At 69.2% G+C, this 14,461-nt stretch carries 13 protein-coding genes; 6 read left to right on the top strand and 7 right to left on the bottom strand.

The features are described from left to right. Positions 1 to 38: 38 nt before the first annotated feature. Positions 39 to 824 (top strand): histidinol-phosphatase, encoded by a 786-nt coding sequence (gene hisN / locus V5F74_RS15545; RefSeq protein WP_374254473.1) that lies wholly within the window; start codon positions 39 to 41, stop codon positions 822 to 824. A 112-nt stretch (positions 825 to 936) separates the two neighbouring features. Here hisN and V5F74_RS15540 read toward each other — a convergent pair whose 3' ends face one another. From V5F74_RS15540 to V5F74_RS15530, 3 genes are all read right to left on the bottom strand, one after another. Further along, entirely contained in the window at positions 937 to 1,878 is a 942-nt protein-coding gene (locus tag V5F74_RS15540; protein ID WP_029557272.1) for an alpha/beta fold hydrolase, read from the bottom strand. A 138-nt stretch (positions 1,879 to 2,016) separates the two neighbouring features. Then, on the bottom strand, positions 2,017 to 2,889 hold the full coding sequence (locus V5F74_RS15535; protein WP_374254470.1) for a DUF3313 domain-containing protein: 873 nt from the start codon (positions 2,887 to 2,889) through the stop codon (positions 2,017 to 2,019). A 216-nt stretch (positions 2,890 to 3,105) separates the two neighbouring features. Beyond that, a complete protein-coding gene (locus V5F74_RS15530) occupies positions 3,106 to 3,615 on the bottom strand; it encodes a hypothetical protein (protein ID WP_394009029.1) in 510 nt (169 codons plus the stop codon). Positions 3,616 to 3,880: 265 nt separating this feature from the next. Here V5F74_RS15530 and V5F74_RS15525 point away from each other — a divergent pair, with 265 nt between their 5' ends. Together V5F74_RS15525 and V5F74_RS15520 are read left to right on the top strand one after the other, a co-directional pair. After that, positions 3,881 to 4,366, top strand: coding sequence for an Hsp20 family protein (locus V5F74_RS15525; RefSeq protein WP_029557274.1), 486 nt, complete (start codon positions 3,881 to 3,883; stop codon positions 4,364 to 4,366). A gap of 225 nt (positions 4,367 to 4,591) precedes the next feature. Further along, positions 4,592 to 5,578, top strand: coding sequence for a phosphoglycerate dehydrogenase (locus V5F74_RS15520; RefSeq protein ID WP_394009028.1), 987 nt, complete (start codon positions 4,592 to 4,594; stop codon positions 5,576 to 5,578). 61 nt (positions 5,579 to 5,639) lie between these two features. Here V5F74_RS15520 and V5F74_RS15515 read toward each other — a convergent pair whose 3' ends face one another. Both V5F74_RS15515 and V5F74_RS15510 read right to left on the bottom strand, forming a co-directional pair. After that, positions 5,640 to 5,921: a MoaD/ThiS family protein gene (locus V5F74_RS15515; protein ID WP_394009026.1), complete on the bottom strand. Its 282-nt coding sequence runs from the start codon at positions 5,919 to 5,921 to the stop codon at positions 5,640 to 5,642. Positions 5,922 to 5,924: 3 nt separating this feature from the next. After that, positions 5,925 to 7,010, bottom strand: coding sequence for a WD40/YVTN/BNR-like repeat-containing protein (locus tag V5F74_RS15510; RefSeq protein ID WP_394009024.1), 1,086 nt, complete (start codon positions 7,008 to 7,010; stop codon positions 5,925 to 5,927). A 157-nt stretch (positions 7,011 to 7,167) separates the two neighbouring features. Between V5F74_RS15510 and V5F74_RS15505 the strand changes: the two genes are divergently transcribed. The 3 genes from V5F74_RS15505 (at position 7,168) to V5F74_RS15495 (ending at position 12,236) form a co-directional block, all read left to right on the top strand. Then, on the top strand, positions 7,168 to 7,785 hold the full coding sequence (locus tag V5F74_RS15505) for a TetR/AcrR family transcriptional regulator (RefSeq protein WP_029557278.1): 618 nt from the start codon (positions 7,168 to 7,170) through the stop codon (positions 7,783 to 7,785). Between the two features lie 102 nt (positions 7,786 to 7,887). After that, positions 7,888 to 9,120: an efflux RND transporter periplasmic adaptor subunit gene (locus V5F74_RS15500; protein WP_394009022.1), complete on the top strand. Its 1,233-nt coding sequence runs from the start codon at positions 7,888 to 7,890 to the stop codon at positions 9,118 to 9,120. Continuing rightward, entirely contained in the window at positions 9,117 to 12,236 is a 3,120-nt protein-coding gene (locus V5F74_RS15495; protein ID WP_394009020.1) for an efflux RND transporter permease subunit, read from the top strand. The genes V5F74_RS15500 and V5F74_RS15495 overlap by 4 nt, the downstream gene beginning before the upstream one ends. Positions 12,237 to 12,360: 124 nt before the next feature. On the opposite strand, the gene V5F74_RS15490 is transcribed toward V5F74_RS15495, so the two are convergent. Next, entirely contained in the window at positions 12,361 to 12,942 is a 582-nt protein-coding gene (locus V5F74_RS15490) for an HdeD family acid-resistance protein (protein WP_024277684.1), read from the bottom strand. Positions 12,943 to 13,136: 194 nt separating this feature from the next. Continuing rightward, entirely contained in the window at positions 13,137 to 14,330 is a 1,194-nt protein-coding gene (locus tag V5F74_RS15485) for a L,D-transpeptidase family protein (RefSeq protein WP_024277685.1), read from the bottom strand. Positions 14,331 to 14,461: the final 131 nt, after the last annotated feature.

Genomic DNA, 14,461 nt, shown 5'->3' with positions numbered 1-14,461 from the left:
CGGGCATCGTCGGCCCGCCCGACCGTTCCGGAGTCTCCATGACCGCCGTCGATTTCGACGCCTTCGTCCATCAGCTTGCGACCGTCTCGGGCGAGGCCATCCTGCCCTTCTTCCGCACGGCGCTTGGCATCGAGGACAAGAGCGCGGGCCGCGCCTTCGATCCCGTCACCGAGGCGGACCGGGCGGCCGAGCAGGCCATGCGGCAGCTCATCCGCTCCACCTTCCCCGCCCACGGCATCATCGGCGAGGAGTTCGAGAATGTGGCGGCGAGCGCGCCCTATACATGGGCACTCGACCCCATTGACGGCACCAAGTCGTTCATCGCCGGCCTGCCCGCCTGGGGGACGCTGATCGGCCTTCTGAAGGAGGGCGATCCGGTCTACGGCATGATGCACCAACCGTTCATCGGCGAACGCTTCTTCGGCGACGGCGGCGCGGCGCGCTATCGCGGTCCGGCGGGCGAGCGCACCCTCGCCACCCGCGACTGCGGGCGGCTGGAGGACGCGGTGCTCTACACCACCAGCCCCCGCCTCATGAACGCGGAAGACCGCGCGGCCTTCGGCACGGTGGAGGAGCGCGTGCGCCTCTCGCGCTACGGCGGCGATTGCTACGCCTATTGCATGGTGGCGGCCGGTCTTATCGATCTCGTCATCGAGACCGGCCTGCAGGATCACGACGTGATCGCCCTCGTGCCCATCATCGAGGGCGCAGGGGGCGTCGTCACCAGCTGGGAAGGCGGTTCGCCGGTTGCGGGGGGGCGCGTGGTCGCCGCCGGCAGCCGCAAGGTGCACGAGGCGGCGCTGCGCCAGCTCACCGGCGGCTAAGCCCGCGCGGCGTCTGAGCGTAGCGACACAAGGCTAAGCCCGCGCGGCGCCTGAGCGTGGCAACGCGTCAAGCCCGCGCGGCGCGCTTGAGCGTGGCAACGTAAAAAACTTCTCAGATCGGCGTCCCGGGGATGAAGGCGTCGAACGCGGCCCAGAACTGGGCGCGGAAGATATCCCGTTCCATCAGCAGCTCGTGCCGGCTGGCCGGCACCACCACATGGGCGCCGGCGATGAGCCGCGCCGAGAAGTGCTCGATGGCCTTGTTGGAGACGAGCCGGTCTCCTCCGGCCGCGATGATGAGCAGCGGCTGGCGGATGCGCGGGATCACGTCGGGATGGGTCAACTCTCCCATGGTGGCGTAGGCGCCTGCCAGCCAGCCGATGGTGGGTGCCCCGAGGTCGAGCTGTGGGTGGGCGGAGACCATCGCCTGCGTGCGGTCGAATCGGGCCCGGTCCGAGGTGAGAGGATTGCCCTCGAATCTCAGCCGCGCCAGCGTGCGCCCGCGTCCGCCCGGCACGAAGGCGCGGGCGAAGCCGATGTGGGAGAGCACGGTGGCGGTCGGCCGCATGATGCCCTCGAACGGCACCGAATCAAGCCCCAGCATGGGGGCGCTGAGCACCATGCGATCGAACCAGCGATGCCCCTCCAGCACCGAGGACAGCAGGATCGAGCCGCCCATGGAATGGGCAAGCGCGAAATGGGGCGGCGGGCAGTCCGGCAGCAGCACCTCGCGCGCGAAGGCCTCAAGGTCGAGCAGATAGTCCGAAAAGCGGGTGACATGCCCCTTCAGTCGGTTGCGCAGCAGGCGCTGGGAGCCGCCCTGGCCCCGCCAGTCGAGCAGCGCCACGGCGAAGCCGCGGGATCTCAGCTCGCGCACCACCTCGAAATATTTCTCGATGAACTCGCAGCGACCGCTGAACAGCGCGACGGTGCCCTTCGCCTTGCCCTCGGGCATGAAGCGGGCGAAGCGCAGGCGCACGCCGTCGCGGGCGATGATCTCGCCTTCGATCGCGCCTTCGGGCACCGGATTGTTCGGCAGGGAATAGAGCGTCATGAGGCTCGCAGCGGTGGAGGGCGCGGCGGTGGCCGGCGTTGGGCGTGAGACCGAGGGTTACACGTCGGAGCCCCGCTTCACAATCGCCTCGCGCGGTTCGGGCCGCGCGGTCGCTCGCTCCGGCTTGCGGGCGCCGACCTATTGCGCGGTTGGCGTCGACGCGGAGGGTGTGCTTGCCGCTTCGCCGCCCTTGTCGGTCCATTCCGGGGGCGCGCCCACGATACCGCTGACGAGGCCGTTGAAGCCGGGCGCGCGACCGAAGACGTCGCAGGCTGCGAACTTGGGCGCGCCACCGGTCAAAGACTGGATACGTTCCGCCGGCGGTGGGCCGGAGAGGGTTTTGAACGGGTTCTCGCCGGTGACGAGCATCTTGCTGAAATCGTCGCCGAAGGTGCTCGCCAGCTCATAAGCATCGCCAGCGGCGGACACCCGCGCCGACCCGGAGAGCATGTTGGCGCCTTGGCCCCAGACCATGACCGCCGCCGGGCGTCCGTCGGCGCTGCGGGCCTCTGCCTCCAGGGACAGGCTGCCCAGCCCGATGGGCAGGCGCGGTGTCGGCACCGGGATGCCCGGCAGGAGCACGGACTTCGCCACCGACGCAATCTTGGTCGCCGCAACGGCCTTTTCGTCGGTGGCGTCCATGTGGGTGACGACGGCATGCACCGTGAGATCGGCGGGCTGCGACGCCGGCACCACTTCAAGGCGATCGCTGAGGCCGAAGCAGATGGAACGGTCGATAGCATTGGCCACGAGCTTCCTCTGCTCGTCGGAAATCCCTTCGTTCTGGGCTCCGGCCGCGAAGATGGTGGGAACGATGCGCACCGTCCTGGCCGCGAGCACTTCGTCCTTGTGGATGAGGATCTTCGACTTCGCCAGCAGGCCGTCTGCCGGTTCGAGGTCCGCGTATGAGGTGAGCGCGCCGCTTTGCTCCAGCGGGGCATTGGCACACGATGTGGCCAGAAGCGACATGCTAAACAGGCCCATGACCCGGCTTAAGGCTGCTGCCATCATTTCCCCGCTCCGTCAGTCCGGCCCGCACGCTGTGCAAGCCGCCGATCAAAGCCCCCGCATTCGGAAATGGGGCGCGATTGCGGCGTATTTAAGTACCGCCCAACGTCTTTTGGCGGAGGCTCCACGCGGCGACCGCAGTCCGACTCTTAAGCGCCGAAATGGCGTGCCAATTCGAAGGCCGGTGGACTTATGCACTGCGCTGGACCGGATGATCCTCTAGCGCCGCTCGCCTGAGCCGATGACCTGCATGCCGCTGATGTCGCCGCTGGCAGCATCCAGCACGAGGCGCACACGCTCGCCGCGCGGCCCTGTGGCTTCGGCGAGGAAGCTCTGGCCGCGCTGGCGCACGGCGTCGATCTGGCGGAAGCCGCGGGCTTCGAGGCTCGGCGCGACGGTCTCGGCGGTGAGCGGAAGGGGCCCGGCGGGGGCGATCTGGTAGGGCCGGTAGGCGCGGGGCGCGATGGCGCCGGGCAGCGCTGCGGTCTCGTCCGGCATCTGGGTCGCGGTGACGGAGGCGGCGCGGGCGAGTGGCAGGCCAGGCAGGGCGATCGTCCCGGCTTCGCTCGGCGAATGATACGTGCGCAGGGGCGGGGGCTTGGCCGGAACGGCCGGCTGGACACCGGCCGGGGCCGGCGCCTCGGTGCCGCACTGGGCGAGGGCCCGCGTCGCCGGAGGCGCGAGTGCCATCAGGAAGAAGGCCGCACAGGCGGCCGCACAGGCCCGCATCGCCCGACCTCCCCTTGCCCCCCGCCTCCTCACCGGATCACGCCGCGGACGGAGCAGATGTCGTTGGGGAAAAGTCTAGCCGCGGCGGGTGAACGCCGACCGGCAAAGGCGTTCATCGCCCGTTCAGATTGGCGGCGTGGCTCCCCCTTGACGCCAGAAACGGGCCTACCCACATCCAAAACGGCGCCGGGCAGAGACCTGACGGCGCCCTGACCGGACCCGGCTTTATGCGGGTCCCGCATGTCGCTTCAAAGGAGGATATGCCATGCGTACGTTTGACCTTGCTCCGCTGTACCGCAACACCGTCGGCTTCGACCGGCTGTTCTCGCTGCTCGATTCCGTCGGCGGCGTCGATGCGGCGCCCACCTACCCGCCCTACAACATCGAGCGCACGGGCGAGAACGCCTATCGCATCACGGTGGCCGTGGCGGGCTTCACCGATGCCGAGCTGAGCATCGAGGTGAAGGAGAACACCCTCACCCTCAAGGGCGAGAAGAAGTCGTCCGAGGCGTCCGAGAGCGCCCAGGTGCTCTATCGCGGCATCGCCGCCCGCGCCTTCGAGCGTCGCTTCCAGCTCGCCGACCATATGGAGGTGAAGGGCGCGGTGCTTGAGAATGGCCTGCTGCACGTGGATCTCGTGCGCAACATTCCCGAGGCCAAGAAGCCCCGCATCATCCCCATCGCGGGTGCGACGTCGACCCCGAAAACCATCGAGGGCTCGACCGTAGAGGGCGCCGCCCAGGCGGCCTGACGGGCGGGAATGGGGGGCGGGCCGAGGCCCGCCCTGCCTTTCGACACGGGGCGGGCTTCCGCCCCTCGGACTTGAGGGCGGTGCGCATGCGCCGCCCTTTTGCATGGTGGATTTGTATGGCGCTTTTGCATGGCGCCGATGTCGCGTGCGGGCTTGATCTCGGCGCGCGGCCGGGAGAGGAGGGGGGACGCTCCCGTTCGCTCCCTCCGGAAAAGGTCGCCCGCCGTGTCCGCCCCCCGCAAGGTTCTCATCACCACCCGCCTGTTCGATACCGCCGCTGCCGAATATCTTGCCGAGCACGGCTGTGTCGCAGTCCCGTCCGGCCTGCCGGGCGATGCGCTCGATGCCGACATTTCCGACGCCGCGCTGAGCGCGCTGCTCGAAGGCGTCGAGGGCTGGATCGTCGGCATGCGCGCGGTGACGCGGGAGATTCTCGCCGCCCATCCCGATCTCAAGGTCATCGCCCGTCGCGGCGTGGGCTATGAGCGGGTGGATGTGCCTGCTGCCAAGGCGCTCGGCCGGGTGGTCACCATCGCGGCGGGGGCCAATGACGATGCGGTGGCGGACCACACGCTGGCGATGATCCTCGCGCTTTTGCGCCGGCTGAAGGAGAGCGACCGCGCCATCGCCGCCGGCAATTGGCGGGTGCTGAGCGGGTTCGACCTCACGGGCAAGACGGTGGGCCTCGTCGGGCTCGGCCGCATCGGCAAGGCGGTGGCGCGGCGGCTGCACGGCTTCGGGACCAGGGTTCTGGTCGCGACCCGCACCCCCGACCCGGATTTCCCCTTCGTGGACTATGTGCCGCTCAACGACCTGATCGCCCAGAGCGACATCATCAGCGTCCATGCGCCGCTCACCCCCGAGACCCGCCACCTGATCGGCGCCGACGCGCTGGCCGCCATGAAGCCCCATGCGCTGGTCATCAACACCTCCCGCGGCGGCCTCGTGGACGACCGCGCGTTGCTGGCCGCGCTGGAGGCGGGACGCATCGGCGGCGCCGGCCTCGACGTGTTCGAGGCAGAGGCGGACGCCGCACTGCTGCCGGTTGCCGCCGCGCTGGCCGCGCGCCCGGATGTGGTGGCGACCGCCCACGCCTCCGGCTCCAGCGCCGAGGCGCTGGCCCGCGGCAACCTCATCTCGGCGCAATGCGTGGTGGCGGCGCTGGACGGGACGGATTTCCCGCTCGGCTGCCTGATCGCCGACGGGCGCTGAGGTTCCCCATTGCAACGCGTTTTCTTCACGCGAACCGGTACCCACTTCGCTCGAAAACGCTTCACCCGCCGCTGATGGCGGTGAGCACGAACACGTCCGCGCCGGGCCGCAGCGGCGTTTCCAGCCGCGCCCGGCGGCCGTCCACGAACACGTTGATGTGGCGGCGGATGGCGGGGCGCTCGTCGCACAGCCGGTCGCGCATGCCCGGCCAGCGCGTCTCCAGCGCATCCATCAGCTCGCGCACCGTGGCGGCGCGAAGCTCCAGATAGGTCTGCCCGTCGGGGAACAGCCGGACGAGGTGGGCCGGCAGGCGCACCTTCACCGGCGCGGTTTCCTCCGTCACCGCTCAGGCCTCCACCACCAGCGTCTCCACGGACGAGATGGTGGGCAGGTGCTCGGCAAGGCGCGTCCAGTTCTCCCCCTCGTCGGCGCTGGCATAGATCTCGCCCGATCCGGTACCGAAATAGACGCCGGCGGGCTCCAGCGTGTCGGTGGCCATGGCCTGCCGCAGCACGTTGAAATAGGCGTCCTTCTGGGGCAGGCCGGACCGCAGCGCCTGCCATGAGGCGCCGCCGTCGCGGGTGCGCCAGACGGCGGCCTTCGCCTCCGGCATGAAGCGGCCGGCCGTGTCGCCGTTGAGCGGCACGAGGAACAGCGTCTCCGCATCGCGCGGATGGGCGGCGGCGGGAAAGCCGAAGCTGGAGGGCAGGCCCTTCTCGATGCTCTGCCACGACACGCCGCCATCGTCGGAGCGGTACATGCCGCAATGGTTCTGCTGGTAGAGGCGGTGGCGCAGGCCGGGCGCCTTGACCACGCAATGCACGCACTGGCCATGCTCGGGATAGCGCTGGTCCTCGGGCATGTAGTCGGCGCGGGTGCCGCGGTTGCGCGCGCTCCAGGTGCGCCCGCCATCGGCACTGTGGAAGACGCCAGCGGCGGAGATGCCCACCCACAGGGCATCCGGATCGTCCGGGTCGAGCACGAGGGAGTGCAGGATGAGGCCGGCGCCGCCGGGGTTCCACTCGGTGCGGGACGGGTGCTTCTGCAGGCCGTCGAGGGCGGTGAAGCTCTGCCCGCCATCGTCCGAGCGGAACAGGCCGGCCGGCTCGACGCCGGCATAGAGCACGCCGTCCGCCCCCGGCGCGAGGCTCCAGACGGATTTCACCGGCGCCTCGCCCTCGGCATGGGCAAGGCCACGGGACGAATGGGTCCAGCTGGCGCCGAGATCGTCCGACTGCCACACGGCAGGGCCGAACCATTCGTTCCCGCCGCCGGCATAGATGCGGCCGGAGGCGCGGTCGCCCACCACGTGGTTGGTGGGCCACGTGTCGCAGAACGGTCCGCGCAGCGACCAGCTTTTCCGGGCGGGATCGCTGTCCAGGATGAACGCGCCTTTCTTCGTTCCGATCAGGATGAGCACCTTCTGGGCCATCTGTTCCTCCCTCGGCCCCGGGCAGCGGGCCGCACGGAGGACGCGGACGTAGGCGACGCGCCGACACGGCGGGGATAAGATTTTGCACAGCGGGCGAATCGCGGGCTTGGAAATTTAGAACTGACGATTTATGATAATCGTCAGTTTATAGGAGCACATGGTGAACGTCAGGGTGAAGGAGACGGCGGACGAGACCCGGGAGCGCATCGCGCGCACGGCGGAAGAATTGTTCCGCCGCATGGGTTTCGCCAAGACGGCGGTGGCCGACATCGCCGCCGAGCTCGGCATGTCGCCGGCCAATGTCTACCGCTTCTTCCCGTCCAAGACCGCCATCGTCGCCACCATCTGCGGCCGCTGTCTGTGCGAGAGCGAGGCCGAATTCGCCGAAGCGGCTGCGGGGGAGGGCTCCCCGCAGGAGCGCATCTTCACCGCCTATCTCTCCATCATGCGCTACCACAAGGACAATTTCCTTGAGGAGCGGCGTGTGCACGACATGGTGCTGGTGGCCATCGAGAACAATTGGGAAGCCATCGAGGCCCACAAGGCACGCCTGTGCGACCTGACCGCGCGCGTGCTGGCAGAGGGCATCGCGCAGGGGGTGTTTGTGGCCCACGACCCCTCGAAGGTCAGCCGCTACATCCAGAGCGCGCTCATCCGCTTCTGCCATCCGGTCTTGGTGGCGCAGCACATCGACGAGGACCAGGAGGGCGCTCTGCGTGAGAGCCTCCAGTTCATTCTGAGAAGTATCGAGGTCGAGCGTTCGCCTCTCCCCTGATCGGAGTGAGCGAAACGCTTTCGTGCGCCGTAAAAGTGATGATCGACGAAAATCGTCAGTGTTAAGTTCGTATTCCGCAGGCCCGAGCCACAGGATCGTCCCATGCCCCGCCTCGCCGTTCCGATCCGATCCGGCCGCCACCTGAAGGGGATGGCCGCGCTGCTCCTTGCCGGGTCCGCCTTGCTCATTGCCGGCTGCGGGCAGGAAAACCCGGCCAACGCCGGCGAGGCTCCCGCCTCCCGGGAAGCCACGCTCGCCCGGCCGGTGCAGGTCACGACCGTGAGCTTCCGGCCGCGGCAGACGCAGAAGAGCTTCGTCGGCGTGGTCCGCGCCCGCCGCGAGATCGACCTCGCCTTCCGGGTGGGCGGCAAGGTGGTGCAGCGGCTGGTGGAGGTGGGCGACCGCATCGAGCCCGGCACCGTGGTGGCGCGCCTCGACAGGGAAGACCTCAAGCTGGAGCTGGAAAGCGCCAAGGCGGAGATGCAGGCGGCCACCGCCAACCTCGCCCAGACCACCACCGAGGACACCCGCTATCGCGCGCTCACCGCCAAGGGCGCTGCCTCCAACGCCGACCTCGACCGCAAGTCCCTCGCCAAGGACGAGGCCGTCGGCCGCCTCGAACGGGCCAAGCGTTCGCTGGAGCTGGCGGAGAACCGCCTGTCCTATGCCGACCTCGTCACCGATGCGGCCGGCGTCGTTGTCGCGACCTCGGCCGAGCCGGGGCAGGTGGTGGCCTCCGGCCAGACCATCGTGCGTGTCGCCCGCCTCGACGAGAAGGAAGCGCTGGTCTCCCTTCCCGAAACCGCCCTCGCCGACGCCCGCACGGCCGATGCGGTCGTCTCCCTCTGGGCCGATCCCGGCCGGCGCATTCCCGCCCGCTTGCGGGAGCTGTCGCCGCAGGCTGACGCCACCTCCCGCACCTATCCCGCCCGCTTCACGCTGGACGGGGCGGACGAGACCGTGGCACTGGGCATGACGGCGACCGTGACGCTCCGCCCCAAGGACCAGCAGCAGGTGGCGCGCCTGCCGCTCTCCGCGCTCATCGATCGCGGCCACGGCCCACAGGTGTTCGTGGTGGATGGCGCGACCCATGCCATCGTCGCCCGTCCGGTGGAGATCGCCGCCTATACCGGCGACGAGGTGCTGCTCTCCGGCGGTGTCGCGCCGGGGGATGCGGTGGTCATCCTGGGCGTCCAGACGCTGCTGCCCGGCCAGAAGGTGCGCACCGTTCAGGCCCCCTCCGTGACCGAGGTCGCCGAGCGCCTGCCGTCGGTCGAAACCCGTCGCGCACAGGCACCGGCCAGCGCTTCCACCCTGGCGGAGCAGCGGCCGTGAGCACCGCCGGCTCTTCCCCGGACGGCGCCTCGCGCTTCAACCTTTCGCGCTGGGCCATCACCCATCGCGCGCTGACCCTGTTCGCCATCCTGCTGCTCGGCGCCGCGGGGGCCTATTCCTATTTCAATCTCGGCCGCGCTGAGGACCCGTCCTTCACCATCAAGGTCATGGTGGTGCAGGCCGCGTGGCCCGGCGCCACCGCCTCCGAGATGCAGGCGCAGGTGGCCGATCCCATCGAGAAGAAGCTGCAATCCCTGCCGCACCTCGACCGGGTGGAGAGCTATTCGCGCCCCGGCGTCTCCTTCGTTCAGGTGTTCCTGCGGGACAACACGCCGGCGAAGGAAGTGAAGGACCTCTGGTACCAGGTGCGCAAGAAGGTCTCCGACGTGCGCGGCGACCTTCCCGCCGGCGTCATCGGGCCGGGCTTCGACGACGAGTATGGCGACGTCTATTCCGCCCTCTACATCCTGAGCGGGCAGGGCGCGGCGCCGGCCGAGCTGAAGCGGCAGGCGGAACTCATCCGCCAGCGCCTGCTCCGCGTGCCCAACGTGGAGAAGGTGGACCTCATCGGCGAGCGGCCGGAGAAGATCTACATCGAGTTCTCCCACGCCCGCCTCGCCAATCTCGGCATCACCCCGCAGCAGCTGTTCGACAGCGTGGCGCGGCAGAATGCGGTGGTGGCGGGCGGCGCGGTGGATACCCGCTCCGACCGCATCAATTTGCGCGTCACCGGCGCCTTCACCGGCGTCGAGGCCATCGCCGAGGTGCCGGTGGCGGTGAACGGCGCGCTGCTGCGCCTCGGCGACATCGCCACCGTCCGGCGCGGCTATGAGGACCCGCCCGCCTTCCTCATGCGCCAGCACGGGCTGCCGGCGCTGGGCATTGGCGTGTCCATGGCGCAGGGTGCCAACATCCTCACGCTGGGCGAGGGGCTTAAGGCCGCCATGGCCGAGGCCACCGCCGAGCTGCCCCACGGCATCGACGTGACGCAGGTGGCCGATCAGCCGCACATCGTCGGCGAATCGGTGGGCGAGTTCCTGAAGACCTTCCTCGAAGCCCTCGTCATCGTTCTGGTGGTGAGCTTCCTGTCGCTGGGCTTCCGCACCGGCATCGTGGTGGCGCTCTCGGTGCCGCTGGTGCTCGCCATCGTCTTCCTCATCATGTTCTCGGCGGGCATGGACCTGCACCGCATCACCCTGGGCGCGCTCATCATCGCCCTCGGCCTGCTGGTGGACGACGCCATCATCGCCATCGAGATGATGGTGGTGAAGATGGAGGAGGGCTGGGACCGGATGTCGGCCGCCACCTTCGCCTGGACCTCCACCGCCTTTCCCATGCTCACCGGCACGCTGGTGACGGCGGCGGGCTTCCTCCCCGTTGGCTTCGCCAAGTCGTCCTCGGGCGAATATGCCGGCGGCATCTTCTGGGTGGTGGGCATCGCGCTCATCGCCTCGTGGTTCGTGGCGGTGATCTTCACGCCCTATCTTGGCACCGTGCTGCTGCCGGACATGAAGAAGGCGGGCGGGCATCACGAGATGCACGACGGCCGGCTCTACCGCATGCTGCGCGGGACGCTGGAATTCTGCCTGCGCCACCGCTTCATGGTGATCGGCACGACCGTCGTGATGTTCGCCGGGTCCGTGGTGGCCTTCGGCTTCGTGCAGCAGCAGTTCTTCCCCACCTCCACACGGCCGGAGCTGTTCCTGGAGATCCGCCTGCCCGAAGGCACCTCCATCACCGTCACCGAGGCGACGGCGAAGAAGGCGGAGGCTCTCGTGGGCGAGGACCCCGACGTCGCTACCAGCACCACCTATGTGGGCCGTGGCGCGCCCCGCTTCTGGCTCGGCCTCAATCCGGTGCTGCCCAATCCGAACTTCGCGCAGATCGTCATCGTGGCGAAGGACGTGGCGGCCCGCGAGCGGCTGAAGGCCCGGCTCGACGCGGAGCTGGCCGAGGGTGCGCTGTCGGAAGCGCGGGTGCGCGTGGACCGCTTCGTGTTCGGCCCCCCGGTGGGCTTCCCGGTGCAGTTCCGCGTGGTGGGGCCGGACCCCATCGCGGTGCGCGACATCGCTGAGAAGGTGCGCCTGGTCATGGCCTCCGATACGGACATGATCGACCCGCACCTCAATTGGGGCGAGCAGGTCAAGTCCATCACCCTCACCGTCGATCAGGACCGCGCCCGGGCGCTCGGCACCTCGCCGCGCGATATCGCCGAGACGCTGCAGACCCTGCTTCAGGGCTATGCCATCACCCAGCTGCGCGAGGGCAACCTGCTCATCGACGTGATGGCGCGGGCCGTGCCGGAGGAGCGGGTGGACCTCGAACACCTCGCCGCTCTCACCGTGACCACCCGCAACGGGCTGGCCGTGCCGCTCGGACAGGTGGCGCGCATCGGCTACGCCCATGAGGAGCCGATCCTCTGGCGGCGCGACCGCGACCTCGTGCTCACCGTGCGCGGCGACGTGCGGGACGGCGTGCAGCCGCCTGACGTGACCACCCGCCTCCTGCCCAAGCTGGCGCAGCTCAAGGCCGAGCTGCCGCCCGGCTATCGCATCGAGACCGGCGGCTCCATCGAGGAAAGCGCCAAGGCCAATGCCTCGCTGGCGGCGGTGTTCCCGGTGATGATCATCGTCATGCTCACGCTGCTGATGATCCAGCTGCAGAGCTTCTCGCGCCTTGCCCTGGTGCTGGCGACGGCGCCCCTCGGCCTCATCGGCGCGGCGGCGGCATTGCTCATCGCGCATCGGCCGTTCGGCTTCGTGGCGCTGCTCGGGCTCATCGCGCTGGCCGGCATGATCATGCGCAACACGGTGATCCTGGTGGACCAGATCGACCACGATATCCGCGACGGGGCGACACCCCACCGCGCCATCGTCGAGGCGACCCTGCGCCGGGCGCGGCCCGTGGTGCTCACGGCGCTGGCCGCCGTGCTCGGCATGATCCCGCTGGCGGAGAGCGTGTTCTGGGGGCCGATGGCCGTCACCATCATGGGCGGCCTGTTGGTGGCGACCGTGCTCACTTTGCTGGTGGTGCCAGCGCTCTACGCCACCTGGTTCCGCGTGAAGGTGACGGACGAGGAGACCACGCCGTCCGCCCTGCCGCAGCCGGCGGAATGATGCCCTTCGACTGAATCAAGACGCGCCCCGACGCCCCCCGGGGCCGTCCGCCTCGCCCGTTCCCGGCAACGCCCCCGCCGCGGACGGGCGGGGCGGTTTTTCGTCTCGGATGGTGCGCCGCGACTCAGTTCTTCTTGTCGCGCAGGGCGAGGCCGAACATCAGCGTGCCGACGCCGTTGACGATGAGGTCCACGCCGAGGAACAGGCCGAGGATGTAGACGGAGTTCACCGGCCAGCGGGCGATGATGATGAGTCCCAAAAGCAGGGTGACGATGCCGGACACCACGATCCAGCCCCAGCCCTTGCCATGCTGGGAGCCGAAGCCGGCGAAGACGCGGAAGATGCCCTCGACGGCGAGCGCCACGCCGATCATCAGCGTGAGCACGCCGGCGCCGAGCAGCGGGTTGTACATCATCAGGCCGCCGGCCACGACGTAGAGCAGACCCGCCAGCAGCCAGTAGAAGAAGCGTCCCCAGCCCTGCACCCGGAAGGCGTGGATGACCTGCACCACGCCGCCCACCAGAATCAGCGCGCCCACATAGAGGACGGTGACGACCGTGGAGGCGAGCACATGGGCGAGGGCGACGAAGCCGAGCACGATGAAGGCGATGCCGAGCACCGCGAACCAGCCCCAGCTCGCGCGTATGGCGTGCAGCTGGTCGGCGACGGCGGAAGCGGGGGTGGGCGCAGATGCAGGCGTGGACATGGGCCTCTCCTGTCAGCTTGATCGCTGCGGGGCCATCATATCGAAGCGGAACGTCACGCACAGTGGTCTTGGGCTCCGGCAGATTGCGGAGCCCAAGACCGAGGCCGAACGGCCCTCAAACGCAAAACGGCCCGGCGTGGGCCGGGCCGTTTCGGTCAGGTCTTTTCCCCGTGGGGGGGCTCTGCGCTCAGCGCTCAGCGCTGGGCTGCGGGCTTGCCGGCCGAAGCGGTGGAAACCGGTGCCGGAGCGGCATTGGCCTGGGGGGCCGAGCTGCCCTTGGGGAGAATCACCACCTTGGTGCCCACCTTGGCACGGTCGTAGAGGTCTTCCACGTCCGCGTTCAGCATGCGGAAGCAGCCGGACGACACGAACTTGCCGATGGTCTGCGGCTCGTTGGTGCCGTGAATGCGGTAGACGGTGCCGCCGAGATACATGGTGCGGGCGCCGAGCGGATTGCCCGGGCCACCGGCCATGAAGCGCGGCAGGTAGGGCTGGCGCTGGATCATCTCGGACGGCGGGCGCCAGTCGGCCCATTCCTTCTTCGCGGTGATCTTCTCGGTGCCGGCCCAGGTGAAGCCTTCGCGACCCACGCCGATGCCGTAGCGGACGGCCTTGCCGCCGCCGAGAACGAAGTAGAGGTAGGTGTTCGGCGTATCGATGACGATGGTGCCGGCCGGCTGGGTGGTCACGTAATCCACCGTCTGGCGGCGGAAGCGCTCGGGCACGGGCTCGGTCGGATCGACATTCTCGATGCGGGGGCCGGACGGCGCCTCGGTGGTGCCGGGCACCACGGCGGAGTTGGGGCCGTACGTACCCGCCGGAGCCGGCGCGTTGTTCAGGCTGGCATAGAGCGCATCCTGATCCACCGCGCCGCGGCCGGAGCCGGAATAGCCGGGCTGCTGCTGGCCATAGGCCGGCTGCTGGGGCTCGTAGGCGGTGGGGGTCGCCTGGCGACCGTAGAGGTCGGGCGCGGAATTGTAGACCGGCTGGCCGCCATAGGCCTGCTGACCCTGCGCCGGAACGGCGGTCGGGTAGGGACCGGAATCGGGGGCCACCGCAACAGGGCCGCCGGGCGCGGGCTGCGGATAGCCCTGCTGCGCCGGCTGGGGATAGGCCTGCTGGGGATAGGGCTGACCCGGCGCGGGAAGCTCCGTGCGCTCCACCTGATCGCGGCGCACCGGAGCCTGCTGGCGCGCATAGGGGTCCGAATAGCCGGGAGGCGCCTCGCCATAGCCACCGACAGGCGCGGGCGGGAGCGTGCCGGTAGCATCGTCCTGCTGCCCGCCGGGCAGGCTGTAGTTCGGGCCACCGTACGGCCCCTGAGCGAAGGCCGGAGCGGCAAGAACGCACGCGCCGACGGCGGCGAGGAGGGTGTTGCGAAGGGTCATGCTTGAGGTGTTAACCGTGAAACGTGACGAAATTGGAAACGGGTCGCGGAAAAATTTGGCCCGTCCGGCGGTAACTTGTTCCAGCTTTGCAGCTCTTGTCCTGAAACGCCTTTAGGCCTGCAAGAGATCCC

This window comes from Xanthobacter aminoxidans, assembly GCF_043193615.1.
Classification (GTDB): Bacteria; Pseudomonadota; Alphaproteobacteria; order Rhizobiales; family Xanthobacteraceae; genus Xanthobacter; species Xanthobacter aminoxidans.
Note: the sequence above shows the minus strand (reverse complement) of the source record. Positions and strands in the feature narration are given on the sequence as shown.